Origin of the sequence: Streptomyces xanthophaeus, assembly GCF_000725805.1 — a bacterium.
GTDB classification, from domain to species: domain Bacteria; phylum Actinomycetota; class Actinomycetes; order Streptomycetales; family Streptomycetaceae; genus Streptomyces; species Streptomyces xanthophaeus.
In genome coordinates this window covers 166,648-192,134 of sequence record NZ_KL647133.1, presented here as the reverse complement: position 1 = coordinate 192,134, position 25,487 = coordinate 166,648, and the positions used below count along the sequence as shown (strand labels likewise).

At 72.5% G+C, this 25,487-nt stretch carries 24 protein-coding genes; 6 read left to right on the top strand and 18 right to left on the bottom strand.

What is annotated here, in order from left to right:
- Positions 1-76: 76 nt before the first annotated feature.
- The 3 genes from IO30_RS0133420 to IO30_RS0133410 all read right to left on the bottom strand — a co-directional run bounded on the left by IO30_RS0133420 (position 77) and on the right by IO30_RS0133410 (position 2,068).
- Positions 77-901 (bottom strand): inositol monophosphatase family protein, encoded by an 825-nt coding sequence (locus IO30_RS0133420; RefSeq protein WP_031149353.1) that lies wholly within the window; start codon positions 899-901, stop codon positions 77-79.
- Between the two features lie 136 nt (positions 902-1,037).
- Positions 1,038-1,607, bottom strand: coding sequence for a hypothetical protein (locus IO30_RS0133415; protein WP_031149351.1), 570 nt, complete (start codon positions 1,605-1,607; stop codon positions 1,038-1,040).
- Positions 1,608-1,723: 116 nt separating this feature from the next.
- Entirely contained in the window at positions 1,724-2,068 is a 345-nt protein-coding gene (locus IO30_RS0133410) for a beta/gamma crystallin domain-containing protein (RefSeq protein ID WP_199921016.1), read from the bottom strand.
- A gap of 391 nt (positions 2,069-2,459) precedes the next feature.
- Here IO30_RS0133410 and IO30_RS0133405 point away from each other — a divergent pair, with 391 nt between their 5' ends.
- Entirely contained in the window at positions 2,460-3,335 is an 876-nt protein-coding gene (locus IO30_RS0133405; protein WP_031149347.1) for a DUF4394 domain-containing protein, read from the top strand.
- Positions 3,336-3,439: 104 nt separating this feature from the next.
- Here the strand turns inward: IO30_RS0133405 and IO30_RS0133400 are convergent, their stop codons facing one another.
- The 7 genes from IO30_RS0133400 to IO30_RS0133370 form a co-directional block, all read right to left on the bottom strand.
- The gene (locus tag IO30_RS0133400; RefSeq protein WP_031149345.1) at positions 3,440-4,438 is read right to left on the bottom strand and encodes a TIGR03842 family LLM class F420-dependent oxidoreductase; all 999 of its coding nucleotides are present in this window, start codon (positions 4,436-4,438) and stop codon (positions 3,440-3,442) included.
- Between the two features lie 22 nt (positions 4,439-4,460).
- Positions 4,461-5,861: a dihydropyrimidinase gene (hydA, locus tag IO30_RS0133395; RefSeq protein WP_031149343.1), complete on the bottom strand. Its 1,401-nt coding sequence runs from the start codon at positions 5,859-5,861 to the stop codon at positions 4,461-4,463.
- A 10-nt stretch (positions 5,862-5,871) separates the two neighbouring features.
- Positions 5,872-7,167, bottom strand: a complete 1,296-nt coding sequence (locus IO30_RS0133390) for an aspartate aminotransferase family protein (protein WP_031149341.1) — start codon at positions 7,165-7,167, stop codon at positions 5,872-5,874.
- Complete coding sequence (locus IO30_RS0133385) at positions 7,164-8,006, bottom strand: nitrilase-related carbon-nitrogen hydrolase (RefSeq protein ID WP_031149339.1); 843 nt, start codon at positions 8,004-8,006, stop codon at positions 7,164-7,166. Before IO30_RS0133385 ends, IO30_RS0133390 begins: the two co-directional genes overlap by 4 nt.
- Before the next feature lie 166 nt (positions 8,007-8,172).
- Positions 8,173-9,558, bottom strand: coding sequence for a hypothetical protein (locus IO30_RS0133380; RefSeq protein WP_037895957.1), 1,386 nt, complete (start codon positions 9,556-9,558; stop codon positions 8,173-8,175).
- A 99-nt stretch (positions 9,559-9,657) separates the two neighbouring features.
- Complete coding sequence (locus IO30_RS0133375) at positions 9,658-10,038, bottom strand: PPOX class F420-dependent oxidoreductase (RefSeq protein ID WP_031149335.1); 381 nt, start codon at positions 10,036-10,038, stop codon at positions 9,658-9,660.
- Positions 10,035-10,745, bottom strand: a complete 711-nt coding sequence (locus IO30_RS0133370) for a TetR/AcrR family transcriptional regulator C-terminal domain-containing protein (protein ID WP_031149333.1) — start codon at positions 10,743-10,745, stop codon at positions 10,035-10,037. The genes IO30_RS0133375 and IO30_RS0133370 overlap by 4 nt, the downstream gene beginning before the upstream one ends.
- 119 nt (positions 10,746-10,864) lie before the next feature.
- Between IO30_RS0133370 and IO30_RS0133365 the strand changes: the two genes are divergently transcribed.
- Complete coding sequence (locus IO30_RS0133365; RefSeq protein WP_031149332.1) at positions 10,865-11,551, top strand: DUF4386 domain-containing protein; 687 nt, start codon at positions 10,865-10,867, stop codon at positions 11,549-11,551.
- 13 nt (positions 11,552-11,564) lie between these two features.
- On the opposite strand, the gene IO30_RS0133360 is transcribed toward IO30_RS0133365, so the two are convergent.
- Positions 11,565-11,816 (bottom strand): helix-turn-helix domain-containing protein, encoded by a 252-nt coding sequence (locus IO30_RS0133360; RefSeq protein ID WP_031149330.1) that lies wholly within the window; start codon positions 11,814-11,816, stop codon positions 11,565-11,567.
- Positions 11,817-11,881: 65 nt separating this feature from the next.
- On the opposite strand from IO30_RS0133360, the gene map reads away from it, so the two are divergent.
- Positions 11,882-12,649: a type I methionyl aminopeptidase gene (gene map / locus IO30_RS0133355; RefSeq protein WP_031149328.1), complete on the top strand. Its 768-nt coding sequence runs from the start codon at positions 11,882-11,884 to the stop codon at positions 12,647-12,649.
- A 3-nt stretch (positions 12,650-12,652) separates the two neighbouring features.
- Here map and ggt read toward each other — a convergent pair whose 3' ends face one another.
- Positions 12,653-14,452 (bottom strand): gamma-glutamyltransferase, encoded by a 1,800-nt coding sequence (gene ggt, locus IO30_RS0133350; RefSeq protein ID WP_031149326.1) that lies wholly within the window; start codon positions 14,450-14,452, stop codon positions 12,653-12,655.
- Between the two features lie 229 nt (positions 14,453-14,681).
- Between ggt and IO30_RS0133345 the strand changes: the two genes are divergently transcribed.
- On the top strand, positions 14,682-15,407 hold the full coding sequence (locus IO30_RS0133345; protein ID WP_031149324.1) for a hypothetical protein: 726 nt from the start codon (positions 14,682-14,684) through the stop codon (positions 15,405-15,407).
- Here IO30_RS0133345 and IO30_RS0133340 read toward each other — a convergent pair.
- The 6 genes from IO30_RS0133340 to IO30_RS0133315 all read right to left on the bottom strand — a co-directional run bounded on the left by IO30_RS0133340 (position 15,367) and on the right by IO30_RS0133315 (position 22,317).
- On the bottom strand, positions 15,367-16,632 hold the full coding sequence (locus IO30_RS0133340) for a cytochrome P450 (RefSeq protein ID WP_031149322.1): 1,266 nt from the start codon (positions 16,630-16,632) through the stop codon (positions 15,367-15,369). The genes IO30_RS0133345 and IO30_RS0133340 overlap by 41 nt on opposite strands.
- A gap of 88 nt (positions 16,633-16,720) precedes the next feature.
- Positions 16,721-17,230 carry a hypothetical protein gene (locus IO30_RS0133335; RefSeq protein ID WP_031149321.1) on the bottom strand — a complete coding sequence of 170 codons (510 nt, stop codon included), beginning with the start codon at positions 17,228-17,230 and terminating at the stop codon, positions 16,721-16,723.
- Positions 17,227-18,675, bottom strand: a complete 1,449-nt coding sequence (locus IO30_RS0133330) for a sensor histidine kinase (RefSeq protein WP_031149319.1) — start codon at positions 18,673-18,675, stop codon at positions 17,227-17,229. Before IO30_RS0133330 ends, IO30_RS0133335 begins: the two co-directional genes overlap by 4 nt.
- A 10-nt stretch (positions 18,676-18,685) precedes the next feature.
- A complete protein-coding gene (locus IO30_RS0133325; protein WP_031149318.1) occupies positions 18,686-19,369 on the bottom strand; it encodes a response regulator transcription factor in 684 nt (227 codons plus the stop codon).
- A gap of 39 nt (positions 19,370-19,408) precedes the next feature.
- Positions 19,409-21,145, bottom strand: coding sequence for a murein biosynthesis integral membrane protein MurJ (gene murJ / locus IO30_RS0133320; RefSeq protein ID WP_373316458.1), 1,737 nt, complete (start codon positions 21,143-21,145; stop codon positions 19,409-19,411).
- On the bottom strand, positions 21,142-22,317 hold the full coding sequence (locus IO30_RS0133315) for a lipid II:glycine glycyltransferase FemX (protein ID WP_031149314.1): 1,176 nt from the start codon (positions 22,315-22,317) through the stop codon (positions 21,142-21,144). The genes murJ and IO30_RS0133315 overlap by 4 nt, the downstream gene beginning before the upstream one ends.
- A gap of 250 nt (positions 22,318-22,567) precedes the next feature.
- Between IO30_RS0133315 and IO30_RS0133310 the strand changes: the two genes are divergently transcribed.
- The gene (locus IO30_RS0133310; protein ID WP_078904894.1) at positions 22,568-23,740 is read left to right on the top strand and encodes a L,D-transpeptidase; all 1,173 of its coding nucleotides are present in this window, start codon (positions 22,568-22,570) and stop codon (positions 23,738-23,740) included.
- Between the two features lie 143 nt (positions 23,741-23,883).
- On the top strand, positions 23,884-25,479 hold the full coding sequence (locus IO30_RS0133305; RefSeq protein ID WP_031149311.1) for a CocE/NonD family hydrolase: 1,596 nt from the start codon (positions 23,884-23,886) through the stop codon (positions 25,477-25,479).
- Positions 25,480-25,487: the final 8 nt, after the last annotated feature.

The window sequence follows — 25,487 nt, the reverse complement described above, 5'->3', positions numbered from 1 at the left end:
CGTCCGGCGGCGCCACTGCACCCAGGATATTCCGCCCGCAGGGACGGATTCGTCGCCCGGTCCTGCCGGGCGCCCCTCACTCTCCCCGCAGCAACTCGCGGATCCGTACGGCCGTGGTCTCGTCGCGGCCTACCGCGAAGGGCAGCGCGTTGTCCCGGTCCACCCGGAAGGGGACGCCGTCGACCGTGCTCTGGGCTCCGCCCGCCTCCGCGACCAGCAGCAGCCCGGCCGCGTGGTCCCAGGCCGAGGGCCAGGTGAAGGCCAGGCCGTCCATCTCCCCGCGGGCCACCTTCAGGTACTCCAGGCCCGCCGAACCGCAGGGCCGGGCCGCCACCCCGGGGACGTCCAGGCGCGTGAGGGTCCGCTTGTCGGCCTCGGAGGTGTACAGCGGGTGGGCCATGGCGATCCTCAGCTCGGCGCCCGGCTCGGGCGAACCGCTGTGGATGCGCACGCCGTCGACGTAGGCGCCCTGCCCGCGCACGGCGGTCGCCAGCTCCTCCAGGGCCGGGGCGAAGGTCCAGGAGGCGAGGATCTCCCCGCGGTGGGCCAGGGCCACCAGGGTGCAGAAGGCGGGGTTGCCCGCGACGAACTGCCGGGTGCCGTCCACCGGGTCCACGATCCACACCGGGGCGTCCGCGCGCAGCGCCCCGTACACGGTCGGGTCGGCGTGGACGGCTTCCTCCCCGACCACGGCCGAGCCGGGCAGCAGCCGGGTCAGGGAGGCCGTGAGGTGCTCCTCCGCCTTGCGGTCCGCGACGGTCACCAGGTCGTGCGGTCCGCTCTTCTGGTCCACCTCGTGGTCGGCGAGCTGCCGGAACCTCGGCATGATCTCGACCGCCGCCGCCTTGCGGACGGCCTCTTCCACATCGGACAGGCCACGGGCCAGGAACTCATCGATCATGCCCCCAGCAAAGCACGCCCCGCCGACAAACCCCACCGCCGGACGGGACGGACGGCCGGACAACGGGTGGACACCCGGTGAACCCGCCATCGGCGGCATCCCGCCGCGAGGGCCCTGCGCCGCGGCCGTCCGGCCCTCACAGCGCTTCGTCGGCGGCCCGGTCCATGAACGTCTGCAGCGCGGCCAGCTGCTGCCGCACCGCCTCGGCGAATTCCTCGCCCCGCTTGTTCACGTCGACGCCCGCGGGGCCCCGGTCGATCCAGTCCGTGGCCAGCTTGCCCACCTCGGTGGAGCGGGCGTCGATCGCCTCCAGGTCGTGCCGGCCCTCCGGCGTGGTCACCAGGCGCACCGTCGTGACGGACCGCGCCAGGTCCGTGTTGGCCGGGGCGAACCTGTCCTCGAACTGACGCCGCCTCTCCTGAGCGGTCTTGCCGGGGTCGAGGCTCACGGACAGCAGCTGGGCGGCTTGCTGCACGTACTTGTTCGTGCTCGCCGCGAGCTCGACGTAGGCGGCCCGCCGGACGTCCGCCCGCCGTGCGGCGGCTTCCGCGTGGTGGGAGTCCTTGGCCTCGAAGTAGGCGAGCGTGCTTCCCGTGAGACCGGCCAGGGCGCCGATGCCCGCTCCGACGAGCGCGGCGTAGGCCGATCCGTGCGGCTTCGCCCGCTCGCGGGTCCCCTCGTCAGCCCTGTCCTTCTTCTGTGTCATGCACTACCCGTACCGCGGCCGGCGCCACCCGGCACCTCCAACCACCTGGAGGCACGAATCCCCCCGCAGGGGCCGCGTCAGGTCGCGGCGCCTGCGGGGGGGGGAGCTTCAGGGCGTCACAGGATCTCGATGGAGTCGACCTTGGGCGGACGGTTCGGGAACGTGATCTCCGTCCAGCGGTTGACCCGCACGGAGTCGCCGTTGGCGTCGTAGTAGATCAGGTCGTTGTTGCCGGTGGAAATCTTGTCGACCCACCAGCCCCCGAACCCGGTCCGCCCCTTGTTCGCGTAGCAGTCCACGCTCTGCCGGCCTCCGTCGTGGGACCAGATCTTCAGGAAGTTCTCACCGCCACGGCACTCGACGTGATCGATGGCGAACGCGTTGCCGGGGACGGTCAGGGTCAGTGATGCTGCCGCGGCGAACACCACGGCAGCCGATCGAATCAACCTCTTCGGCGTCATGAGCACGATCTCTCCTTCACGGGAATCGAGCGGAAACAGGGCGCGCCGCACCCACGGGCACGTCGGCAACCCACACCGCGACGGTCCGGCCATCGACCTTCGCGGTTGCACACCGAGACTCGCCCGCGATCGGTGGCCCCTGCAATCAAATCCGCTGTGCGCGACTGGAATTCGCACCATGTTGTCCCGATTCAGACCTCTGATGGACAGTTGAAACGTTTGAGCGCCTTGGCCCTTTTCGGCCACAGACCACGGCGGTGGCGGACGGAGTGCTCCGTTGGAGTGGTCCGTGGAGTTCACGCACGTCCGGGAGCGCCTCGGCTCCGAAGCAGGCGTGCGCTCCGCCCTCACCTGGGCGGCGCACGAGACCACGACTTCCCGAAAGGTGAACATGCGCACTCGCAGCACCGTTCTCGCCCTGTCCGCCGTCCTGGCGATGGCCTGCGCGGCCCCCGCTCTCGCCGCCTCCGACAACGGCACTCCCCCGGTGACCCTGCCCGCCATGGAGCACAAGGGCCTCGCCGCGATCGGTCTCACCGCCGACCAGCGGCTGGTGGAGTTCGATGTCGACAAGCCGTCCAAGAGCGTCCCGGCCCGGAGGGTGTCGGGCCTGACGGGCGACGCCAAGCTGGTCGGCATCGACTTCCGCGTCCAGAACGAGAGGCTGTACGGCGTCGGTGACCGGGGCGGCGTCTACACCCTGGACACCGGCAACGCGCGGGCGACGAAGGTCTCCCAGCTGACCGTCGCACTCTCCGGGACGTTCTTCGGGGTCGACTTCAACCCGGCCGCGAACCGGCTGCGCGTCATCTCCGACACGGGCCAGAACCTGCGCCACAACATCGACGACGCGGCAGCGGCCCCCGGCACCGCCGTCGACGGCCCGCTCACCAACCCCGGCACCCCGCCCGCCACCGCCTCGGGCGTCACGGGCGCCGCCTACACGAACAACGACCTGAACGCGGCAACGGCCACGACCCTGTTCGACCTGGACACCCTGGCCGACCGGATCTCGCTGCAGTCCCCCGCGAACGCCGGCACCCTCGCCCCCACCGGCAGTCTCGGCATCAACGCGGTACCGGACGCCGGCTTCGACATCTACTCCTCGCCCAGGACCGGGACGAACCGGGGCTTCGCCACGATCAGCACGGGCGGCTCCTACGCCCTGTACGAGATCGACGTCCTGAACGGCAGGGCGACCAGCCGCGGTGCCTTCCCCGGCCGCACGCAGGTCACCGACATCGCGCTGCCGCCGAACCAGGGCTGATCGCCCACCGGCGGGCATCGGGCGGGGCCGCTCGGGGCGGTCCCGCCCGATGTCACCCGTCCGTGCGTACCCCGCCGACGCAGGTCAGGTCAGGTCAGGTCAGGTCAGGTCAACGCCGGGATCACGTACTGCCCGTAGGCGTCGATCGTGGCCTCCTTCGCGTCGTGCATGTCGTAGACGGCGAACTGGTCGACGCCCAGGTCGCGCAGGATCCGCAGCTTCTCGATGTGGGCCTCCACCGGGCCCAGCAGGCAGAAGCGGTCGACGATCTCGTCGGGGACGAAGTCGGCGGACGGGTTCCCCGCGCGGCCGTGGTGGCTGTAGTCGTAGCCCTGGCGGGCCTTGACGTACTCGGTGAGCTCGTCCGGGACCATCGAGGAGTGCTCGCCGTAGCGGGTGACGAGGTCGGCCACGTGGTTGCCGACCATGCCGCCGAACCAGCGGCACTGGTCGCGGGCGTGGGCGAGGTCCTCGCCCACGTACGCGGGGGCCGCCACGCAGATGGTGATCGAGTCCGGGTCCCGGCCCGCCGCCTCGGCGGCCTCCCGGACGGACTTGATCATCCATTCGGTGAGGTAGGGGTCGGCGAGCTGGAGGATGAACCCGTCCGCCTTCTGTCCGGCGAGGGCCAGGGCCTTGGGCCCGTACGCCGCCATCCACACCGGGAGCTTCCCGTCCCTGATCCAGGGGATCCGCAGCGGCTTGCCGTCGACGAGGGCCTCGCGGCCCTCGGCGAGGTCCCGGATGACGTCGATGGCCTCGCCCAGGCGGGCCAGGGTGTTGGGCGCGCGCCCGGCGACGCGCATCGCCGAGTCCCCGCGCCCGATCCCGCACACCGTGCGGTTGCCGAACATGTCGTTGAGGGTGGCGAAGGTGGAGGCGGTCACCTCCCAGGTGCGGGTGCCCGGATTGGTGACCATCGGGCCGATGTGGAGCTTGCGGGTGTGCTCCAGGATCTGGCTGTAGATGACGAACGGCTCCTGCCACAGCACGGCGGAGTCGAAGGTCCAGCCGTAGCGGAAACCGTTGCGCTCGGCGCGGCGCATGAGGCTGATGACCTGCGAGGCGGGCGGGTCGGTCTGCAGGACGAGGCCGAAGTCCATACGGGCGGCTCCTTACGTGCGCTTACAGGTACTGGCAGGTGGAGCGGGGGATGTAGACCCCGTGGCCGGCCCGCCCGGTGAACTCGCGCCGGTCGATGACGAGTTCGCCGCGCGAGAGCACGGTGTCGACGCGTCCGGTGATCCGCTTGCCCTCGTACGCCGAGTAGTCCACGTTCATGTGGTGCGTCTCGGCGGAGATGACCTGCTCGGCGTGCGGATCGTAGAGGACGATGTCGGCGTCGGAACCCGGCGCGATGGTGCCCTTCTGGGGGTAGAGGCCGAACATCCGGGCCGGGCTCGCGCAGGCGATCTCGATCCAGCGGCGGCGGCTGATGTGGCCGTCCAGGACGGCCTGGTGAAGGAGGTCCATCCGGTTCTCCACGCCCGGCAGGCCGTTGGGGATCTTGGAGAAGTCCCCGCGGCCGAGCTCCTTCTGGCCCCGGAAGCAGAAGGGGCAGTGGTCGGTGGAGACCACCTGGAGGTCGTTCGTCCGCAGCCCCCGCCACAGCGCCGCCTGGTGCTCGCGGGGCCGCAGGGGTGTGGAGCAGACGTACTTGGCGCCCTGGAAGTCGGGCTCCGCGAGATTGTCGGTGGACAGGAACAGGTACTGCGGACAGGTCTCGCCGAAGACCGGCAGGCCCTTGTCACGGGCGGCCGCCAGCTCGGCGACGGCCTCCTCCGCGGAGACGTGGACCACGTACAGCGGGGAGCCGGCCACCCGCGCGAGCTGGATGGCCCGGTGGGTGGCCTCGGCTTCGAGGAGCACCTTGCGGACCTCGCCGTGGTGGCGGGGGTCGGTCTCCCCGCGCGCCAGGGCCTGTTCGACGAGCACGTCGATCGCGATGCCGTTCTCGGCGTGCATCATGATCAGCCCGCCGTTGCCGGAGGCCCGCTGCATGGCGCGCAGGATCTGCCCGTCGTCGCTGTAGAAGACACCCGGGTAGGCCATGAACAGCTTGAAGGAGGTGACGCCTTCCCCGACGAGGAGGTCCATCTCCTTCAGGGTGCCTTCGTTGACGTCCGAGAGGATCATGTGGAAGGCGTAGTCGATCGCGCAGTTGCCGTCGGCCTTGTCGTACCAGGTGTCGAGCCCCTCCCGCAGGGCGTGGCCCACGCTCTGCACCGCGAAGTCGACGATGGTGGTGGTGCCGCCCCAGGCGGCGGCGCGGGTGCCGGTCTCGAAGGTGTCCGAGGCCGCGGTGCCGCCGAAGGGGAGTTCCATGTGCGTGTGCGCATCGACGCCGCCGGGGATCACGTACTTCCCGCTCGCGTCGATCGTACGGTCGGCCGTCCAGACCTCGGCGGCCGCGGAGCCGTGGGCGGCCAGGGCGGCCACCCGGCCGTCCTCGATCAGGACGTCGGCGTGCAGTTCGTCGGCGGCGGTGACGACCAGACCGCCGCGGATCAGGGTGCGGATGCTCATGGGAATCCCCCTACGGGATGCTGCGGAGCGCCTGTTCGAGGATCTCGGCGCCTTCTTCCGCCTCGGCGACGGTGAGGGAGAGCGGCGGCGCGATGCGCAGCACGCTGGTGTTGTACCCGCCGCCCTTGCCGAGCAGCAGCCCGCCGGCGCGGGCGGCCTCCAGGACGGCGGCGGCCGCGTCCGGGTCGGCCCGGTCGGTGCCGGGGCGGGTCAGCTCCAGTCCGGCCATCAGGCCTCGGCCGCGGACCTCGCGTACGGCCGGCACATGGGCGGCGATCGCGCGCAGCCGCTCCAGCAGCAGGCCGCCGACGCGGCGGGCGTTGCCCTGGAGGTCGTGCTCCAGCAGGTACGAGAGGTTGGCGACGCCGGCGGCCATGGTGACCGGGGAACCGCCGAAGGTGGAGATGGAGTTCGCGTCCAGGCAGTTCATCACCTCGGCGCGGGCCACGACCCCGCCGATGGACATGCCGTTGCCGATGCCCTTGGCGAAGGTGAGGATGTCCGGCGGGCCGTTCTGGGCGTGCGCCTGCCAGCCCCAGAAGTGCTCGCCGGTGCGGCCCCAGCCGGTCTGCACCTCATCGCTGATCCACAGGATGCCGTGCCGGTCCAGGACCTCGCGGAAGGCCCCGTAGAGCCCGTCGGGCGGTGAGGTGAACCCGCCGACGCCCTGGATCGGCTCGGCGAGGAGCGCGGCCACTCCCCCGCGGGTCTGACCGAGCACGTCCTCCAGGTCGGCCACGGCCGCCGCGGTGAAGTCGGCGTCGGACAGGGCGGCGAACGGGCCGCGGGTGCGGACGGCGCCGTGGACGTAGTGCGTCTGCAGCGGCGAGAGGCTGGTCGGGGACCAGCCGCGGTTGCCGGTGACCCCGACGGTGGAGAAGGACCGGCCGTGGTAGCTGTTGCGCATCGCGAGGATCTGGTTGGAGCGGCGGTACGTCGTCGCGAGCAGCAGGGCCGTGTCGTTGGCCTCGGTGCCGGAGGTGGTGAAGAAGACCCGGGCGTCGGGGATGCCGGACAGCGCCGAGACCCGTTCGGCCAGTTCGACCATCGGCCGGTTCAGGTACAGGGTGGAGGAGTGGATGATCCGCCCGGCCTGTTCGGAGACGGCCTTGGTGACCTCGGGCAGGGCGTGGGCCGTCATCGTGGTGAGGATGCCGCCGAAGAAGTCGAGGTAGCGGTTGCCGTCCGCGTCCCAGACGTGGCGGCCCTCGCCGTGGGTGAGCTCGATGGGGCGGTCGTAGTACAGCGCGAGCCAGTCGGGCAGGACGGCGGCGTGGCGGCTGTGCAGGGGGATCGGGTTGGTCACGGCTGTACGAGCCCTCCGTAGGCGTCGGGGCGGCGGTCGCGGTAGAAGGCCCACTGGTCGCGGACCTCCTTGATCAGGCCGAAGTCGAGGTCGCGGACGAGGAGTTCCTCCTCCTTGTCGCTGGCCACGTCGCCGACGAACTTCCCCCGCGGGTCGACGAAGTAGCTGGTCCCGTAGAAGTCGTTGTCCCCGTACTCCTCCTGGCCGACCCGGTTGATGGCGGCGATGAAGTACTCGTTGGCGACGGCGGAGGCGGGCTGCTCCAGCTGCCAGAGGTGCGCGGAGAGGCCCCGGTGGGTGGCGGAGGGGTTGTAGACCAGCTGAGCCCCGGCCAGACCCAGTTGGCGCCATCCCTCGGGGAAGTGGCGGTCGTAGCAGATGTACACGCCCACCCGGCCGACGGCGGTGTCGAAGACGGGCCAGCCGAGGTTGCCCGGACGGAAGTAGTACTTCTCCCAGAAGCCCTTGACCTGGGGGATGTGGTGCTTGCGGTACTTCCCGAGGTAGCTGCCGTCGGCGTCGATGACGGCGGCGGTGTTGTAGTAGAAGCCCTCGCTCTCCAGCTCGAAGACCGGGACGACGATGACCATGCCGGTCTCGCGGGCGAGGTCCTGCATCCGGCGGACGGTCGGACCGTCGGGGACCGCCTCGGCCCAGCGGTAGTGCTCGGGCTCCTGGACCTGACAGAAGTAGGGGGCGTTGAACACCTCCTGGAAGCCGATGATCTTCGCCCCCTGAGCAGCGGCCCGGCGGGCGTGCTCCTCGTGTTTGGCGATCATCGTTTCGGTGTCTCCGGTCCAGGTGGCCTGGACCAGCGCGGCGCGGACGACTTGGGCCATGAGCTGCTCCTCGCGACGGGAACGCCGGTTCTACGCACGTAGACGGAGTGCGTAGGGAGTAGAACGTAGGCCTCGGCACAGCGTGGGGCAAGACCGCGTTGCGCGGTTGGAGTAGTCGATCACGTTACGTCTCCCCGCGGTCGTTAGCGGTCAGGAGACGGGCGTTTTACGCCATGGCAATTCCGGCCACGCGCAGGGCGTGGACCAGGTCCCGGTGCCGGGGCCCGGACAGGGCGCGGGCCGCGTCCAGCAGCCGGGGAGCGAGCCATTGCGGGTCTCGGCCGGCGAGCCGCGCCGCCTCCTCCGCGGTGCGGACCCGGACGAAGGCGCCGAGCAGGGCCTCGGCCTCCCGGGTGTGGCCGGCCCCGCCGAGGGCGAGGGCCGCATCGGCGATCTCGGCGGTGGGGCGGGCCACGCCCTGACGCAGCAGCGCGTCGCTGTCGGCCTCCCGGCCCGCCTCGCCGAGCGCCGCCGCGGCGGCGGCGAGCCGCTCGGGCGGGAGCGAGGCGGCCTCCCACAGGAGCGTGGCCCAGTCGGCCGCGAGCCCGGCGCGGGTCAGTTCGGCGGCGAGCCCGGGCAGCCGCCCGGCGGGCCAGGCGGCCGCCTCGCACAGCAGCACGTGGGCCTCGCCCGTACGCCCCCGGGCGCGCAGGGTGAGCAGTTCGGCGACGAAGGCCCCGGTGGGGCGGGCGCCCGCCGGAGACGGGGACGAAGACGGGGAAGGGGCGGGGGCCGGGGCGGCCGTGGGGGCGGGATGGCCGAAGCGGGCCCCGCGCGGCGCGGCGCGCACCGGGTCCGGTCCGGCCGCGGGGGCCTGCGCCTCGTAGCCCGGCGGCGGGGTGAAGTCGGCGGCCCCGGAGGGCGCGGCTCCGGCGTATCGGGCCCCTCCGGCGCGGCGGCCGGTGCGCAGCCACCGTCCCTCGGCGCGCCCGACGGGCGGCTCCGGCTCCGGCGCCTCCGGTTCCGGGGCCGGGGCCGCGGCCCCGGCAGGGGTGGTGACAGGGGCGGCCTGCTGGGGCCGGGCCACCAGGGGCTGGGGCCGCTCCGCGACCCGCTGCCGCGGTACGCCCGGCAGCGGCGGGCCGTCCTGCCCCGGCCCTGCGGGGCGGGTGGCCGCGGCCAGCCGGGCGCTCAGGTCCTCGTACCGGGCCGCGGCACGGGCCGCGTCGTCCCGGGTCCAGGAGAGCTCCCGGTCCAGGACGTCCGCCTCGGCCCGGTCGGTCGCGCCGGCCCGGCGGGCGGACAGGCTCCGCAGGGCAGCGTCCGCCTCGGCCCGCTGGGTGTCCGCCGTGGTGAGCAGGGTCCGCAGCTCCTCGGTGCCGCCCGGCAGCCGGTCCCACGCGCCGACCGCGGCGGCCCGCAGCCCGGCCGCGTAGGCGCCCTCGCGCGCCGCGAACTCCTCGCCCCGCAGTCCGGCGAGGTCGCGCAGCAGCGATTCCACGACGTCCCACGGCGCCATCGCGGCCCCCTGGAGACAGGCCCGCACGCCTTCCGGGTCCCGGCGCAGGAATTCCCCGTACCAGCCTGCCCCGGGATCCAGTCTCTGGGTCAACCCCCGCAGATAGTCGGAGAATTGACTGATCGCCAGCGAAGTCGCGGTCTCCATGACCGCATTGCACCCCACCCGTGTTACGGGCGCGCTACGGGAATCTCAAAGCTTGACGGCGATCGCGGTGTGCGGCCTCTTGCCCCGCCGCCAGAGCGTGGCGGGCACGTCCACCGCCCAGAACTGCCAGGTGTACTTGCGCGACATCAGGGCGCGCACCCGCCGCAGCCCCGCCTCGTCCAGCAGCCGGGCCCGCCCCTCCAGGACGGGCGCGCCCTCCTCGACGCGGCCGCGCACGTCGCATGCGGTCACGGTGACCCGCCCGTCGCGGGCGATCCGCTTCACCTTCCAGGAGTCGCTGCGCGTCCACACGTACAGCTCGCCGCCGTCGGCCACCGCCCAGACCGGGGTCGCCACCGGCGTGCCGTCCTTGCGGAAGGTGGTGAGACTGACGTACCGCGCCCTGCCGAGCTCTTCCATCGTCATGCCCCGACATTAGGCGACCGGGTGGAGGTCCACCCCTGCCGGTGGAGCCTTTCCAGGCCGTCGAGGAGGAGGTCGAGGGCGAACTCGAACTCGAACTGGTCGTCGCAGATGCGGCCGACGGCGGATTCCTCGTCGTGGGCGGCCGCGGCGGCCAGCTCCGCGACGCGCGGGTACGCCCCCGCCAGCGCGGCGAGCGCGTCCGCGGTCATGCCCGGGGAGCCGGCGGGCGCGGGATCGTCGAACAGCTCCTGGCTGAAGCCGAGCAGGCGGCTCCCCATGGCGTGCATGACGTGGTGGGTGAGGTCGACGGAGAAGCCGCCGTCGCGGAACGTGCCGATCATCGAGTCCAGGTACGCCAGCACGGCCGGGGTCGGCGCGGTGCGCGACTCGATCACCTGCGCGGCCCAGCGGTGGCGCAGGAGCTCCTGACGGGCCGACAGGATGCGGCGGCGGACGATGTCCTTCCAGCCGGAGCCCTCCAGTGGCGGGGCGATCCCGGCGACGACCGCGTCGACCATGCCGTCCAGGAGCTGTTCCTTGTTGGCCACGTGCTTGTAGAGGGCCATCGGCACGACGCCCAGTTCCTGGGCGAGCCTGCGCATGCTGAGCGACTCGATGCCGCCGTCGTCGGCGAGCGCGACGGCGGCCCGCAGCACCCGCTCCCTGTTCAGCGGCTCCCGGCGCGCGGATCCCACGTGCTGTGCCATCCCGACCCTCTCCTCGCCGCTGGGCACCGGCCGGCCACCCCGCTTGACGAGTGTACGGCGTACGCCTACGGTGACCGCCAGGTGTACGGCGTACACCTCGAAGGTCGAAGGGACCGATGATGAGCCCCAACCGAAGGACCGCGGCACTCGCGGGCACGCTGTTCCTGGTGACCGAGGTCGCCGCGATCGGGGGGCTGGCCCTCTACCAGCCACTGCTCGACGGGGCGCCGGGCACGCTCGCCCCGGGCGCCGGCACCTCGGCGCTGCTCGGGGCGCTGTGCGAGCTGGTGCTCGTGGCGGCCGTCATCGGGACCGGGGCCGTACTGTTCCCGGTGGTGCGCAGGCGGCACGAGGGGGTGGCGGTGGGATACCTCTGCCTGCGGCTGCTCGAAGCGGTGGTGATCACCGTCGGGATCCTCGGCGTCCTGACCCTGCTGACGCTGCGCCAGGACGCGGCAGGGGCGGCGGGAGCGGCGACGGCGGTGGGCGACGCGGGGGCAGACCGGGCCCTCGTGGCCCTGCACGACTGGACGTTCCTGCTCGGCCCGAACGTGGCCCTGGGCCTGAACACGGCACTGCTGGCGTACCTGATGTTCCGCACGAGGCTGGTGCCGCGGCCCATCGCGGTCCTGGGCCTGATCGGGGGCCCGCTGATCTGCATATCGGCGGCGGCCGTGGCGGCCGGGCTCTACGAGCAGGTCTCGGTGGCGGGATCGGCCGCGGCCCTCCCGGTGTTCGCCTGGGAACTGGCGCTCGCCGCCCGGCTCCTCACGAAGGGGTTCGACCCGGCCCGCGTCGCGGCGTGACCCCCGCCGCCCGTCAGGCGGGGACGAAGGCGCAGCGGCGCAGTACGTCGTCCAGCGAGAGGCCCAGCGCCTCGGCGAGGGCGGCGACCGTGAAGAAGGCGGGGGTGGGGGCCCGGCCCGTCTCGATCTTGCGGAGGGTCTCGGCGGAGAGTCCGGCGCTCGCGGCGACCTCGACCATGCTGCGGGGACCTCGGGCCTCGCGCAGCAGCGCGCCGAGCCGCTCGCCGCGCTCGCGCTCTTCGGGGGTGAGGGGGGTACGGACCATGCCCCCATCCTACCCCCGCACCCCAATAACTATCCCGTTAAAGTTATACCGGTATAGTTATTGGCATGGTGGAACTCAAGACAGAACAGTCGATCGACAAGATGCGCGCCGCGGGACGGGTCGTCGCCCATGCCCTGGCCGCCGTACGGGACCGGGCTCAGGTCGGCGTCTCCCTGCGGGAACTGGACGCGGCGGCCCGCGAGGTGCTCCGCGGGGCGGGGGCGAGCTCGCCCTTCCTCGGCTACCGGCCGCGGTTCGCCCCGGTGCCCTTCCCCGCGGTGATCTGCGCCTCGGTCAACGACGCGATCGTGCACGGCATCCCCGGCGACCACGTCCTGCGCGACGGCGACCTGGTCAGCATCGACTGCGGGGCGAAGCTCGGCGGCTGGGTCGGCGACGCCGCGGTCAGCTTCACCGTCGGCCGGGCCCGCCCCGCCGACCTGCGGCTCATCGCCACGGCCGAGGCGGCCCTGGCCGCGGGCATCGCGGCCGCCGTCGTCGGCAACCGGATCGGGGACATCGCCCACGCGGTCGGCACGGTCGGCCGCGCCGCCGGGTACGGCATCCCCGACGGCTTCGGCGGTCACGGCATCGGCCGCAGCATGCACGAGGACCCGGGCGTGCCCAACGAGGGCCCGCCGGGACGCGGGATGAAGCTGCGCGCCGGCATGGTCCTCGCGATCGAGCCGATGCTGGTGGCGGGCGGCACCGACGACTACACCTGCGACCCGGACGGCTGGACCCTGCGGACCGTCGACGGCAGCCGCGCCGCCCATGCGGAGCACACGGTCGCGATCACCGCCGACGGCCCCCGGATCCTCACCGCCCTGTGACCCCTACGGCGTGCCGCGGGGGTGGACGACCATCGCCGAGCCGCCGCCCCGCCGGCTGGTCTCCGCCGCGGCCAGCCAGCGCCCGTCGGGCAGCCGCTGGACACCGGTGGCCGCGCCGATCTCCGGGTTCTGCCGGAACCCGTGGCCGATGGCCTCCAGTTCGGCGCGCAGCGGGCTGTTCCACAGCCCCGGCTCCAGCTCGGTGGTGGTCTGGTTGCGCTGGCTGGCCCGGGGCGCGGCGATCGCGTCGACCAGCGGAAGACCGCGGTCCACGTGGCCGGTCAGGGTCTGGAGCACCGTGGTGATGATGGTGGCACCGCCCGGGGAGCCCACCGCCAGGACGGGCCGCCCGTCCTCCAGGACGATGGTCGGCGACATGGAGGAACGCGGCCGCTTGCCGGGACCGGGCAGGTTCGGGTCCGGGACCCCGGGGGCGGCGGGCGCGAAGGAGAAGTCGGTCAGCTCGTTGTTGAGCAGGAAGCCCCGGCGGGGCACGGTGATCGCGCTGCCGCCCGTGGACTCGATGGTCAGGGTGTAGGAGACCACGTTGCCCCAGCGGTCGGCGACCGTCAGGTGCGTGGTGTTCTCCCCCTCGTAGGTGGTGGGTGCGGCCTGCCCGGTCGTGGCGCACGGCGCCGGGTTGCGCGGGTCGCCGGGGGCCAGCGGGCTGGTCAGCGCGCGGTCCGGGGAGATCAGGCAGGCGCGGGCGTCGGCGAACCGCTGGGAGAGCAGCTCCCGGGTCGGCACGTCCTCGGCGGCCGGGTCGCCGACCCAGCGGCCCCGGTCGGCGAAGGAGATCCGCGAGGCCTCGATGAAGCGGTGCAGGTACTGGGTCTCGGAGAGGGCTCCGAGGTCGGTGCGCTCCAGGATGTTCAGCGCCTCGCCGACGGTGGTTCCGCCCGAGGAGGACGGCGCCATGCTGTAGACGTCCAGGCCCCGGTAGCCGATCCGGGTGGGCGCCTGCCGCTTGGTCTCATAGGCGCGCAGGTCCGCGGCGGTCAGGTCGCCGGGGCGGACCTTGCGGGTGGCGGCGGGGTCGACCGGGGGCTTGCGGACGGTCCGGACGATGTCCTCGGCGATCGGGCCGCGGTAGAGCGCGCCGGTGCCCTTGCGGCCGAGTTCCGCGTAGGTCGCGGCGAGGTCGGGGTTCTTGAAGGTGGAGCCGACCACCGGCAGGGCGCCGCCCGGCAGGAACAGCTTGGAGGTGGCCGGGAAGTCCCGGAACCGGGCCTCGTTGGCCGCCGTCTGGGCGCGGAAGGTCGCGTCCACGGTGAAGCCCTTGCGGGCCAGCTTCTCGGCGGGCTCCAGCAGTTCGCGCAGCGGCCGGGTGCCCCAGGCGTCGAGGGCGCTCTTCCAGGTGGCGGGGGTGCCCGGGACCCCGACGCCGAGGCCGCTGGTCTGGCCCTCCTCGAAGGGGATGGGCAGTCCGTTCTCCTGGAAGAGGCCGGCGGTGGCCGTCGCCGGGGCGGTCTCGCGGCCGTCGATGGTCTGCACCCGCCGGGAGGCGGCGTCGTAGTGGACGAAGTAGCCGCCGCCCCCGATGCCCGCCGAGTACGGCTCGGTGACCCCGAGCGCCGCGGCGGTCGCGACGGCCGCGTCCACGGCGTTGCCACCGGAGCGCAGGACGGCGATCCCCGCGGCGGAGGCGTCGGCGTCGACACTGGCGACGGCCCCGCCGTAGCCCACGGCCACCGGGACCTTGGCCGGGGGCGGCGCGGCCGACGGCGGCGCGGCCGCGCCGGTGGCGACGAGCGCACCGGCGAGGGCGAGCAGCGGTAACGTGCGGGCGGCAGGACGGTGCATGGAGGACCTCCGGTCGGCAGCGTGCGCCGAGCCTAGCGGCCACCCCGCCGCCCCGGCAGTGGACCGCCCCGCGCCGTCCCCCTCCGGGTGATCCCGCACCCCCGCCCGGCCGGTCGGCGCCCCTGCCCTGGCCAGGACCCCGCCCGGGACCCGCCGCGGGTGAACAGGCACGGCCGCGGCCCCTGTTGTGGGGCTGACCCCGTGCGGATCATGCCCTAGCATCCGGCGCATGAACGACGACGTGCGCAACATCGTGCTCGGGGTGGTGGCCACCGCACTCAGTGGAGGGTTCGGCTGGTTCTCCCGTACCTACCTCTGGCGGCGCGCGCTCCGCCGCAAGCAGGCCTTCCTCGGCCTGCCCACCGGATCCGACTGCCTGTTCGTGGTCAACCGGCAGATGGGCGGCACCGATTCCTCGCTGCACCGCAACGACGCCTTCGCCCTGCTGGAGATATCCGCCCTGATCAAGGACTGCGGGGCGACCGTGCAGATCGTCACCCACGACGCGGCCCGCCAGGGCTTCGGCGAACGGGCCGAGTTCTGCGTGGGAGGACCCGTCTCCAACGCCCGGACCACGGCGCACCTCTCCTCCATGCTGCCGGGGGTCCGCGTCGACACGAACAGCGAGCGCGGTCCGGACCGGGGCTCGATCAAGGTCGGCGGGGAGACGTACCGGTGGGAGAAGGGGCAGACGGAGTACGTGCTGCTGGCGCGGCTGACCGCCGGCCGGGCCTCGCGGCCGGTGTTCCTGCTGTCGGGGCAGACCGCGAACAGCAACCAGGCCGCCGCCCGTTACCTGGCCAAACACCACGAGCGGCTGGCCCGCACCTACGGCCGGGACTCCTTCTGCGTCGTCCTGAAGGTGATCAACTCCGACGCCTACGGGCCCGACGTGACCGAGCTGGTCGCCGACGTCAGCGCCGCGGCCCGGACACCCGTAGCGGCAGACGCGTGATCCCGTTGATGAAGTTGGACACCAGCCGGCGCGGCGGGCCCGCCAGTTCGGGCGCGGGCATCAGGCGGATCCACTCCTCGTGGAGGGTGCGCAGCTGGAGCCGGGCGAAGTGGGCGCCGAGGCAGACGTGCGGGCCGTCCCCGAAGGAGACGTGCGGATTGGGCGTGCGGTCCAGGGCCAGGCGTTCGGGGGCGGTGAAGACGCGTTCGTCGTGGTTGGCGGCGGCGTGGAACACCACCACCTTGTCCCCGGCCCGGATCCGCTGCCCCGCCAGCTCGGTGTCGGCGGCGGCCGTGCGCCGGAAGCTGAGCACCGGCGGGTGGACGCGCAGCAGTTCCTCCACGGCCGTCGCCACCGGGACCCGGCCGTCGGCGAGCTCCCGGTAGGCCTGCGGTTCACCGGCCAGTGCGAGCAGTCCGCCCGGGGCGGCGCTGCGCACGGTGTCGTTGCCCGCGACGGTGAGCAGGAAGAAGAACATCTCCAGCTCGGCCGGGTCCAGCCCGGCCCGGGCCAGCGCCGTCATCACGTCGTCGCCGGGGTGCGCGAGCTTGTGGGCGGCCAGTTCCCGGGCGTACGCGAACATCTCGCCGAGCAGGGCCGGTGAGCGCGGGTTCAGCGGAACTCCGTCCGGGCCGAGGCGGGGCGCGGGGGCGTCCTCGGGGTCCTGGTAGCCGATGATCCGTACGGTCCACTCCAGCAGCAGGGCGCGGTCGGAGGCGGGGACGCCCAGCAGATCGGTGAGGTTCAGCAGGGCGTACTCGTCGGTGACGGTCCGCACGAGGTCGGCGGCGCCGTCCTCGGCCTGTTCCCGCGCCGCGGCGAGCAGGGTGCGGGCCCGCTCCCGTACCCGTCCGGCGAAGGCGTCGACGCGGGCGGGGGTGAAGGCGCGGGCGACCAGGCGGCGCAGCCGGCCGTGCTCCCCGAGGGCTGCGGCCGGGTCCTGGTTGAGCATGGTGCGGCGCAGGAAGGGCAGGTCGGCGGGGTCGGGGTCGCGGATCTGGGTGGCCCCGAGCCAGGAGGAGTACGCGCGGTGGTCGCGCAGGACCCGTACGACGTCGGCGTGCCGGGTGACCGCCCAGAAGCCGGGTCCGGCGGGCCAGCCCATGACCTGCGGTTCCGGCTGCCAGGCGACGGGATGGTGCGCGCGCAGCAGCCGGTAGCGGGCGTGCGGGACGCCCTCGGCGTAGATCCGGGGGTCGAAGACGTCGGGAACCTCGTGGTCCATGGGCCCACCGTGGCGTGGGCGACCCCCGGCCGCAAGAGGGCGTCCGGAGCCTGTCGAGGAGTCCGGGTGTCCTGGGCGGCCGGGGTGTTCAGCGGCCGATGTCGCAGCGCTCCCCGGCGAAGGCGGAGTCCGGGCCGCGCAGCATCACGTCGACGGTTCCGCTCTCGTTCACGGCGACGGACACCGCCGTGCAGACCAGCTGGCGCCGGGCGACCTGCGACAGCTCCTGGACCTTGAAAGGGACCCTGACGTCGACGACGCCCTCGCCGGGGAACGTGACGCCGACCGCCCCGGCGTTGCCCTCCAGGGCCGGCAGCCGGGTGCCGAGCCCGGCGGCCCGCTCCTGCGGTCCGGGGCCGGCGAGCAACCGCAGCAGGGTGCCGGTGGGGGACGAGGGCGGCGAGTCCACCTGTGGCGACGGGACGAGCTTTCCGTCCGGCGTCACGAAGTACACGAGGCCGGAGTGGTCGCGCGGCCCGATGACCACGGAGGCCGCGGCCCCGCTCTCGATCACGCCGGTCGGCTTGATCCCGCAGCCGGCCGTCAGCAGGCCCAGCAGGGCGGCGGCCACGGACGAGGCCGTCCGTACCCGGGTCATGCGCGGGCCTCCAGGGGCATGTCGACGGTGAACACGGCTCCTCGGCCGGATCCGTTCGCGGCCCGCAGGGTGCCGCCGTGCAGCCGGACGTTCTCCAGGGTGATGGCGAGGCCGAGGCCGCTGCCCGCGGAGCGGGTACGGGCGGCGTCGGCCTTGAAGAACCGGTCGAAGATGTGCGGCAGCACCTCGGGGGCGATGCCGGGCCCGCTGTCGGCGACCTCGATCAGCAGCCGCTCCCCCTCCCCCTCCGGACCGGGCCGGGCGTCGACGGTGACGGTGACGGGGGCGCCGCCGTGCTTGAGGGCGTTGCCGACGAGGTTGGCGAGGACCACGTCGAAGCGGCGCGGGTCGAGCCGGGCCCGGACCTCGTGCGGCAGCCGGGTGGTGACCCGTCCGTCGTCCCAGTGGCGGCGTTCGAGGGTCTTGGTGACGGCGACGGCGATGTCCACGTCGTCCAGGTTGAGTTCGGCGGCGCGGGCGTCGAAGCGCGATATCTCCATCAGGTCCTCGACGAGGACGGCGAGCTTGCCCGTCTCGGCGCTGATCAGCCGCAGGGCCTTCGCGGTGTCGGGGTCGAGGTGGGCGGCGTCCTCGTCGAGGACCTCGGTGACGGCGAGCATCCCGGCCAGCGGGGTGCGCAGTTCGTGCGAGACGTCGGCGGCGAAGCGGCGGGCCCGGACCTCTGCGTCCCGGAGTTCGCTCACCGACTGTTCGAGGGCGCGGGCGGTCTCGTTGAAGGTGCGGGCGAGGCCGGCGAGCTCGTCGGCGCCGCGGACCTCGATGCGGGTGTCGAGGTGGCCCCGGCCGAGGCGCTGCGCGGCGCGGCGCATGTCCCGGACCGGACGGAGCACCCCGCGGGCGGCGAGCAGGGCGGGGATCACGGCGATGGCGAGACCGGGGACGGCGCCCTGTTTGGCGGCGTCGACCATGGCGTCGACGGTGTCCCGCTCGGAGGTCAGCGGCATCAGGGCGTAGAAGACGAGGCCGGTGGGTTCCCGGAGTTCCTTGTGGGTGAAGACGGCCGGCATGCCGATGGTGAGGTACGGGTCCCCGTCCGCCTCCACCCGCTGGAAGGCGCCGTGCGGATTGGCGGTGACCTGCCGGCGGAGCTGATCGGTGACCACGTCGGATGTGACCGGGGTCGTGTTGGAGACGGCGTGCAGGTCCCCGTACTCGGCGAACACCCCCCACGGGTGCGGTTTGCCGCGCTTGGCGAGATCGGTGACGACGGCCTGGAGGGTCTCCTGGTCCATGGGGACGCGGAAGGCCTTGGAGTCGATCAGGTCGCGCAGCGTGCTGACGGCCGTGTCCTGGCTCTGCGTGAGGATCGCGTTGCGCGCCTTCTGGTAGGTGAGGGCGGCCGTGGACACCGCGCTGATCGCGGCGACGAGCAGGAAGGCCGCGATCAGGCGGGTGCGCAGTCCGAGCGGTGCGATGCGTCTCATGTCCGGCCCCCTACAGCGGGCCGAAGCGGTAGCCGAAGCCCCGCACCGTCTGGATGTAGCGGGGGCTGCCCTCGGGGTCCTCCACCTTCAGGCGCAGGCGGCGCACGCACGCGTCGACCAGCCGGGCGTCGGCGTGGTAGCTGTGGTCCCACACGTATTCGAGGAGCTGTTGGCGGGAGAAGACCTGTTCCGGTGAGGCGGACAGGTGGAGCAGGAGCTTGATCTCGCTGGGGGCGAGGGGGACGCGTTCGCCGCTCTTGGCGACGGTCAGTCCCGAGCGGTCGATGGCCAGCTCTCCGTGGTGCTCGACCCCGGGCCGGCCGCCGACCGGGTCGTGCAGGCGCCGCAGGACGGCCCTGACGCGGGCCTCGATGACCTCGGTGCGGGCGGGTTTGACGATGTAGTCGTCGGCGCCGGCTTCGAGGCCGACGACTATGTCGAAGTCGTCGCCGCGCGCGGTGAGCATGATGATCGGCACCTCGCTGGCGTCCCGGATCCGGCGGCAGACCTGGACGCCGTTCATCCCCGGCAGCATCAGGTCGAGCAGGACGAGTTCGGGGCGGAAGCTCCCCATCAGGACGAGGCCCTCCTCGCCGGTCTCCGCGGCACTCACCTCGTGGCCGCGGCGGCGCAGGCCGAGGCCGACCCCTTCCCGGATGGAAGGGTCGTCCTCGATCAGGAGTATGCGTGGCATCGGGTCAGCGTCCCAGGGTCGATCGTGCGTTTCCTCGTCCTAACGGCCGGTCTTGCGCCGCAGGGATTGAAGCAGGCCGGTGATCTCCGTCAGGCGCAGCGGTCCGGCGAGGAGGACGACGACCAGGGCGATCGCCACGGTTCCCGTCCCGGCGGCGGCGAAGTTGCCGAAGCGGTCGGCTGCGAGGGCGGCCCCGTATCCGGCGGCGGCCGCGGGAACGCAGGCGGCCAGGAGCCGCAGGTGGGTCCGTACGGCCGTCGTGCGGCGTTCGCTGCGGGTACCCGTGCGGGGGCCGAGCCGGCGGGCGAGGGTGTACGCGGTCACGGCCGCGCCCGCGGTGAAGGCGACGGAGGAGGCCGCGGCCATGCCGGTGACCGCCCAGCGGGGGGACAGCAGGAAGTACGCGGCGGCGGACAGCCCGGCGTTCAGCCCGGCGATGACCAGGTTGAGGAAGAAGGGGGTGCGGGTGTCGGAGAGGGCGTAGAAGCCGCGCGAGAGCACGTACTGCGCGGAGAAGGCGATCAGGCCGGGGGCGAAGGCGATGAGCATGCCCGCCATGACCTCGATGTCCGCGGCGGTGGTGCGGCCGTACTCGAAGACGCTGCCCATGACCCAGGGGGCGAGGGCGGCGAAGACGGTGGCGGCGGGCACGACGAGGGCGGCGCTGGAGCGCAGCGCGTACGACAGCTCCCGGCGCACGGTGGCGAGGTCGCCTTCGGCGGCGGACGCGCTCATCCGGGGCATCAGGGCCGTGACGAGCGAGACGGTGATGATGCCCTGGGGGACGATCCACAGCTGGTAGGCGTTGCTGTAGGCGGTGTAGCCGGCGCCCGCGAGGCCCGCTGCGTCGGCCTGCGCCCCGGTGGTCGTGGAGAGCCGGGTGACGACCCAGTAGGCGATCTGGTTGGTGAAGACGAGCATGACCAGCCAGCCCGCGTTGCGCAGCGGACGGCCGAGGCCGCTGCCGCGCCAGTCGAAGCGGGGGCGCCAGCGGAAGCGGGCGGCGCGCAGCGAGGGGATCAGGGCGAGGGCCTGGAGGACGATGCCCGCGGTGGTGCCGATGCCGAGGAGGCGGGTCTCGGCGGCGGTCAGGCCGTCGGCGGCGTCGTGGGAGACGTAGAGGAAGAGCCCGAAGACCGCGATGATCACGAAGTTGTTGAGGACCGGGGTCCACATCATCGCGCCGAACCGGCCGCGGGCGTTCAGCACCTGACCGAGCAGGGTGAACAGCCCGTAGAAGAGGATCTGCGGCAGGCAGTAGCGGGCCAGGGCCGTCGTGGTGCTCGCCTGGGCCCCCTCGTAGTCGGTGTAGGTGGCGACGATCAGCGGGGCCGCGAGGACCGCCACGGCGGTGAGCGCGAGGAGGGCGGCCGTGCAGGCGGTCAGCAGCCGGTCGGTGTAGGCGGAGCCGCCGTCGGCGTGTTCCTTGGCGGCCCGGACCAGCTCGGGTACGAAGACGGCGTTGAGCGCGCCGCCGACGAGCAGCATGTACAGGATGTTCGGGACGGTGTTGGCGACGGCGTAGCTGTCGCCGAGCAGTCCGGTGCCCAGGGCGGCGACGACGACGGCGGAGCGGACGAAGCCGGTGGCGCGGGAGACGACGGAACCGGCCGCCATGAGGGCGCCGCTGCGCAGCACCGACCCCTTGGCGGGGGCGGGCGCGGAGGCGGGCGCGGGCGTTGGGGCAGGCCCGGGAGCCGTGTCCGTCGCGGGTCCGGCCGGCGGGGCGGTCTGCGCCCCGGGGGGCGTCGTCCCGGTGGTGGTGCCGTGGCTCACCGGCGGGCCAGGTACGCCTGGAACGCCTTGTAGAGGGCCGTATTGGCGTATCCGTCCATCGGGGTCTCCCACTCGCCGAGCGTCTCGACGACCTGCCCGCCGGTGCCGAGCTTCCAGCGCAGCAGCCCGAAGGATCGTTCGTCGGGGTCAAGGGTGGAGGGTATCCCGCGCATGTCGTACTCGGTCGCCCCGAGGTCGTGGGCGTCGGACATCATGCGCCACTGCAGGGCGTTGCTGGGGCGTACCTCGCGCCGGTGGTCGGCCGAGGCGCCGGTCTGGTACCAGACCCGGCTCCCGGCCACGATCATCGTGTGGGCGGCGAGCACCTCGCCCTGGTGGACGCCCAGGTAGAGCCGCATCCGGCCGGGCTCCTCGGCGTTGAGGACGGCGTACTGCTGCTCGTAGTACGCGAGGGAGCGGCCGAGCCGGAAGCCGTCGCGGGTCTCGGTGATCCGGAGCAGCCGGTAGAACTCGGGGAGGTCGGCGGCGGTGCCGAGGACGGTTTCCACCCCGGCCTTGGCGGCCTTGCGCACGTTGCGGCGCCATTCCTGGTTCAGCCCGCACCACAGGTCCTCGCGGGAGCGGCCGGCCAGCGGGACGCGGAAGACGTGGCGGGGCTGGGCGTCGCCGTCGCTCTCGCCGCCGCAGCGCTGCCAGCCCCGGGTGCGCAGCCGGTCGGCGAGGGCCGCGCCGACCGGGTCCACCTCGGTGGCGAGCACGTCGGACACCTGCCGGCCCGGCCCGGTGGCGGACTTGACGGTGGCGGCGTCCCAGCGGCGGTAGGCGGGGGTGGGGCCGATGCGGACGGCGAAGGCGCCGGCCGCCTTGAGGTGGCGCATGAAGGGGCCGAGCCAGCGGTCGATCCGGGGGTCGGCCCAGTCGGCGACGGGACCTTCCGGCAGGTAGGCGAAGTATTTCCGGGTGCCGGGGAATTGCCGGTAGAGAACGAGTCCGGCCCCCTCGATTTCACCGCCCGGGTAGTGCCATCCGACCCTTTCCGAGCGCCAGAGGTCCTTTACCCCGGCCCAGGAGGGGTACTGGAGAAAGCTGGCCCCGCCGTGCCGGGAAAGGAAGGCCTGGTATTCGGCCACGGACAGGGTGCGCACCGTCAGCTCCGGCTCCTGACCCTGGTGCTGGAGCTGCGGGGTGGGGGTCACGAGCAGTGCACACATGGCTGACGAGCCTTCCTGTACGTCCTGTTGGGGGGATGTACAGGACTGTCACAGCCGACCGTGACCGGTGTGCGCAGCGTTTGTGACCGGACGATGACCGTTTCGCTGCGGTCCAGGTCACAAGCAAAAGACCGACATTTTCGGCGGATTGTGCAACCTAGAGTCGTGTCGTTCGCATCTACGTTTGCGAACACCCGATACTCCCGCTACTCGAAGGGGCCCTTCGTTGAGCCGCATACGCCGCACCGCCATGGCGGGTACCGCACTTCTCGCCGCCGCACTGACCGCCTGCTCGGGCGGGAGCGGCAACGGGGGCGGCGCCGACGACGGCAAGGCCGAGCTGAAGCCGAAGCCGGACATGGCGGTCTCGGTGAACCTCACGGGCGATCAGGTCAAGGCGGGCACACCGGTCACGGTGACCCTCGCCGAGGGCAAGCTGGCCCAGGTGAAGGTGACGGACGCCAAGGGCGCGGAGCTGCCGGGGAAGATAGCCGACGACGGGAAGACCTGGACCTCGGAGCGCAACGCCCCGCCCGGCTCGGAGTACAAGGTCGAGGCGCAGAACACCGAGAGCCAGAGCGCCACCACGCAGTTCAAGACCAGCGCCGCCGACAAGGTGAACAAGGTCTCGATCAACGTGCCCAAGGGCAGCACGGTGGGCGTGGCGATGCCGGTGTCGATCGTCTTCGACAACCCGGTGACGAACAAGGCCGAGGTGGAGAAGCAGCTCAAGGTCACGACCTCGAACAACACCGAGGGTTCCTGGGGCTGGATCAAGGACTACTCCGGCAACGACCGCGTCGACTGGCGGCCCAAGGAGTACTGGAAGGCCGGCACGGACGTGAAGGTCGAGATGAACCTGAACGGCGTGGACTCCGGCAAGGGCGGCGGCCTCTTCGCCAAGGACTACAACACCGAGTTCAAGATCGGCAAGGACCGCCGGATCGAGGTCAGCCTCGACACGAAGAAGATGTCAGTGACCGAGAACGGCCAGGCGCTCAAGTCGATCCCGGTCTCCGCCGGCACTCCGGGCGGCAAGAAGGCCTCCTGGTCCGGGAAGATGGTGATCATGACGAAGGAGGGCACCATCCGGATGGACTCCCAGACGGTGGGCCTGGACGACGCCTACGACAAGATGGTCGACTACTCGATGCGGCTCACCTGGTCGGGCATGTACGCGCACGCCGCGCCGTGGAACGCCGCCAACTTCGGCCGCGCCAACAGCAGTTCCGGCTGCGTGGGGATGAGCGACGCCGACGCCAAGGACTTCTTCGCCCAGTCCCAGGTCGGCGACCCCTTCGAGGTGGTCGGCCAGGGTTCCAAGGGCAACGCCGAGATCGGCAACGGCTACGGCGAGTGGAACCTGTCCTGGGACGAATGGAAGGCCAAGAGCGCGGCGACCGGCACCCCCCAGAACGGCTGAGCGCGCTCCGGCCCCTCCCTGCCCTTCACTGACTTTCGTTCAATTGTTACCACCACGTAACTTACTGACGGGTTACCCCCAGTAAGCCCCTCCCGTTACCGTCGGGTCACTTTGACACCCCCGGCGTACGCGAGGAGCGATTGATGGAACGCACCACCACCGCCGCAGCCGTGGCAGCCCTGTTGGCGGCAGCCGCCCTGGGCCTGGCCCCCCACCAGGCCCAGGCAGCTCCCGCCCCCGCCGCGGCCGTAGCCGCCGGCACCCCGGCGGCCTCGCCGGAACTCCGCTTCCACGACATCCCCGGCTCCGGCGGCATCACGCTCAAGGGCAACGTCTTCACCCCGGCCGACGCCTCACCCGGCCGGAAGTACCCCCTGATCGTGCTGCCCACCAGCTGGGGCATGCCGCAGATCGAATACATCGCCCAGGCCAAGAAGCTCGCCGACTCCGGCTACGTCGTGGTCAGTTACACCTCCCGGGGCTTCTGGCTCTCCGGCGGCCAGATCGAGGTGGCCGGGCCGCCGGACGTCGCCGACGTATCCGCCGTCATCGACTGGGCCCTCGCCCACACCCCCGCCGACGCGGACCGCATCGGCCTCGGCGGGGTCTCCTACGGTGCGGGCATCAGCCTGCTGGCCTCGGCGCACGACCCGCGCGTCAAGGCCGTGGTCGCGCTCAGTGGCTGGGCCGACATCATCGAGTCCATCTACTCCGGCCGCACCCAGCACCTCCAGGCCGCCGGGATGCTCGGCGCCGCCGGGTACCTCACCGGCCGCCCCGGCCCCGAACTCCAGTCGATCCTCAGCGACTTCCTCGGCTCCCGGCTGGAGAAGGAACAGACCATGATCGAGTGGGGGAAGAAGCGCTCCGCCTCCGAGCAGGTGGACCGGATCAACGCCAACGGCGCCGCAATCATGCTGGGCAACGCCTGGGGCGACACCATCTTCCCGCCCAACCAGTACGCGAAGTTCTTCGAGGAGCTGAGCGGCCCCAAGCGGCTGGAGTTCCGTCCCGGCGACCACGCCACCGCCGAGGCGACCGGCCTGCTCGGCCTGCCCAACGACACCTGGACCAACGCCCACCGCTGGTTCGACCGCTACCTCAAGGGCGAGCGCAACGGCATCGACAGCGAGGCCCCCGTCCAGCTGAAGTCCCGCAGCAACGACGGCTACGAGGGCTACGCCGACTGGAAGTCGGTCGGCTCCGGCGGCACCGAGAAGCTCGCGCTCTCCGACTCCGAGCACGTCTTCGCGAACGTCGACTCCGGGGCCAACGGCGGCATCCTCTTCCTCTCCAGCATCCTCGACCAGTTCGCCAAGGCACCGCCCACCGCCTCGGTCCCGCTCCTGCCCCGCGCCTTCGCCGCCGTCTGGCAGTCCGGGCGCTACGAGGAGGACCGCCGCGTGCGCGGCACGGTCCGGGTGCACACCACCGTCACCCCCACCAAGGCCGACGGCACCTTCGTCGCCTACCTCTACGACGTCGGCCCGCTCGGCATCGGCAAGCTGGTCAGCAACGCCCCGTACACCTTCCACGGCAGGACCCCGGGGCAGGCCTTCGGCGTGGACCTGGAACTGTTCTCCACCGCCTACGACGTACCCGCGGGCCACCGGCTCGCCCTCGTCATCGACACCGTCGACCCGCTCTACATCGAGCACAACCCGACCGGCGCGCAGCTGACCTTCTCCTCGCCGCGCACCGATCCCTCGTACGTCTCGGTGCCGCTGCGCGAGCAGTGATCCACGGC

Coding starts and splice junctions, on each gene's coding strand:
- IO30_RS0133420 (WP_031149353.1), bottom strand. CDS start 901: ATGATCGATGAGTTCCTGGCCCGTGGCCTGTCCGATGTGGAAGAGGCC.
- IO30_RS0133415 (WP_031149351.1), bottom strand. CDS start 1,607: ATGACACAGAAGAAGGACAGGGCTGACGAGGGGACCCGCGAGCGGGCG.
- IO30_RS0133410 (WP_199921016.1), bottom strand. CDS start 2,068: ATGACGCCGAAGAGGTTGATTCGATCGGCTGCCGTGGTGTTCGCCGCG.
- IO30_RS0133405 (WP_031149347.1), top strand. CDS start 2,460: ATGCGCACTCGCAGCACCGTTCTCGCCCTGTCCGCCGTCCTGGCGATG.
- IO30_RS0133400 (WP_031149345.1), bottom strand. CDS start 4,438: ATGGACTTCGGCCTCGTCCTGCAGACCGACCCGCCCGCCTCGCAGGTC.
- hydA (WP_031149343.1), bottom strand. CDS start 5,861: ATGAGCATCCGCACCCTGATCCGCGGCGGTCTGGTCGTCACCGCCGCC.
- IO30_RS0133385 (WP_031149339.1), bottom strand. CDS start 8,006: ATGGCCCAAGTCGTCCGCGCCGCGCTGGTCCAGGCCACCTGGACCGGA.
- IO30_RS0133375 (WP_031149335.1), bottom strand. CDS start 10,038: ATGACGATGGAAGAGCTCGGCAGGGCGCGGTACGTCAGTCTCACCACC.
- IO30_RS0133370 (WP_031149333.1), bottom strand. CDS start 10,745: ATGGCACAGCACGTGGGATCCGCGCGCCGGGAGCCGCTGAACAGGGAG.
- IO30_RS0133365 (WP_031149332.1), top strand. CDS start 10,865: ATGAGCCCCAACCGAAGGACCGCGGCACTCGCGGGCACGCTGTTCCTG.
- IO30_RS0133360 (WP_031149330.1), bottom strand. CDS start 11,816: ATGGTCCGTACCCCCCTCACCCCCGAAGAGCGCGAGCGCGGCGAGCGG.
- map (WP_031149328.1), top strand. CDS start 11,882: ATGGTGGAACTCAAGACAGAACAGTCGATCGACAAGATGCGCGCCGCG.
- ggt (WP_031149326.1), bottom strand. CDS start 14,452: ATGCACCGTCCTGCCGCCCGCACGTTACCGCTGCTCGCCCTCGCCGGT.
- IO30_RS0133345 (WP_031149324.1), top strand. CDS start 14,682: ATGAACGACGACGTGCGCAACATCGTGCTCGGGGTGGTGGCCACCGCA.
- IO30_RS0133340 (WP_031149322.1), bottom strand. CDS start 16,632: ATGGACCACGAGGTTCCCGACGTCTTCGACCCCCGGATCTACGCCGAG.
- IO30_RS0133335 (WP_031149321.1), bottom strand. CDS start 17,230: ATGACCCGGGTACGGACGGCCTCGTCCGTGGCCGCCGCCCTGCTGGGC.
- IO30_RS0133330 (WP_031149319.1), bottom strand. CDS start 18,675: ATGAGACGCATCGCACCGCTCGGACTGCGCACCCGCCTGATCGCGGCC.
- IO30_RS0133325 (WP_031149318.1), bottom strand. CDS start 19,369: ATGCCACGCATACTCCTGATCGAGGACGACCCTTCCATCCGGGAAGGG.
- IO30_RS0133315 (WP_031149314.1), bottom strand. CDS start 22,317: ATGTGTGCACTGCTCGTGACCCCCACCCCGCAGCTCCAGCACCAGGGT.
- IO30_RS0133310 (WP_078904894.1), top strand. CDS start 22,568: ATGGCGGGTACCGCACTTCTCGCCGCCGCACTGACCGCCTGCTCGGGC.
- IO30_RS0133305 (WP_031149311.1), top strand. CDS start 23,884: ATGGAACGCACCACCACCGCCGCAGCCGTGGCAGCCCTGTTGGCGGCA.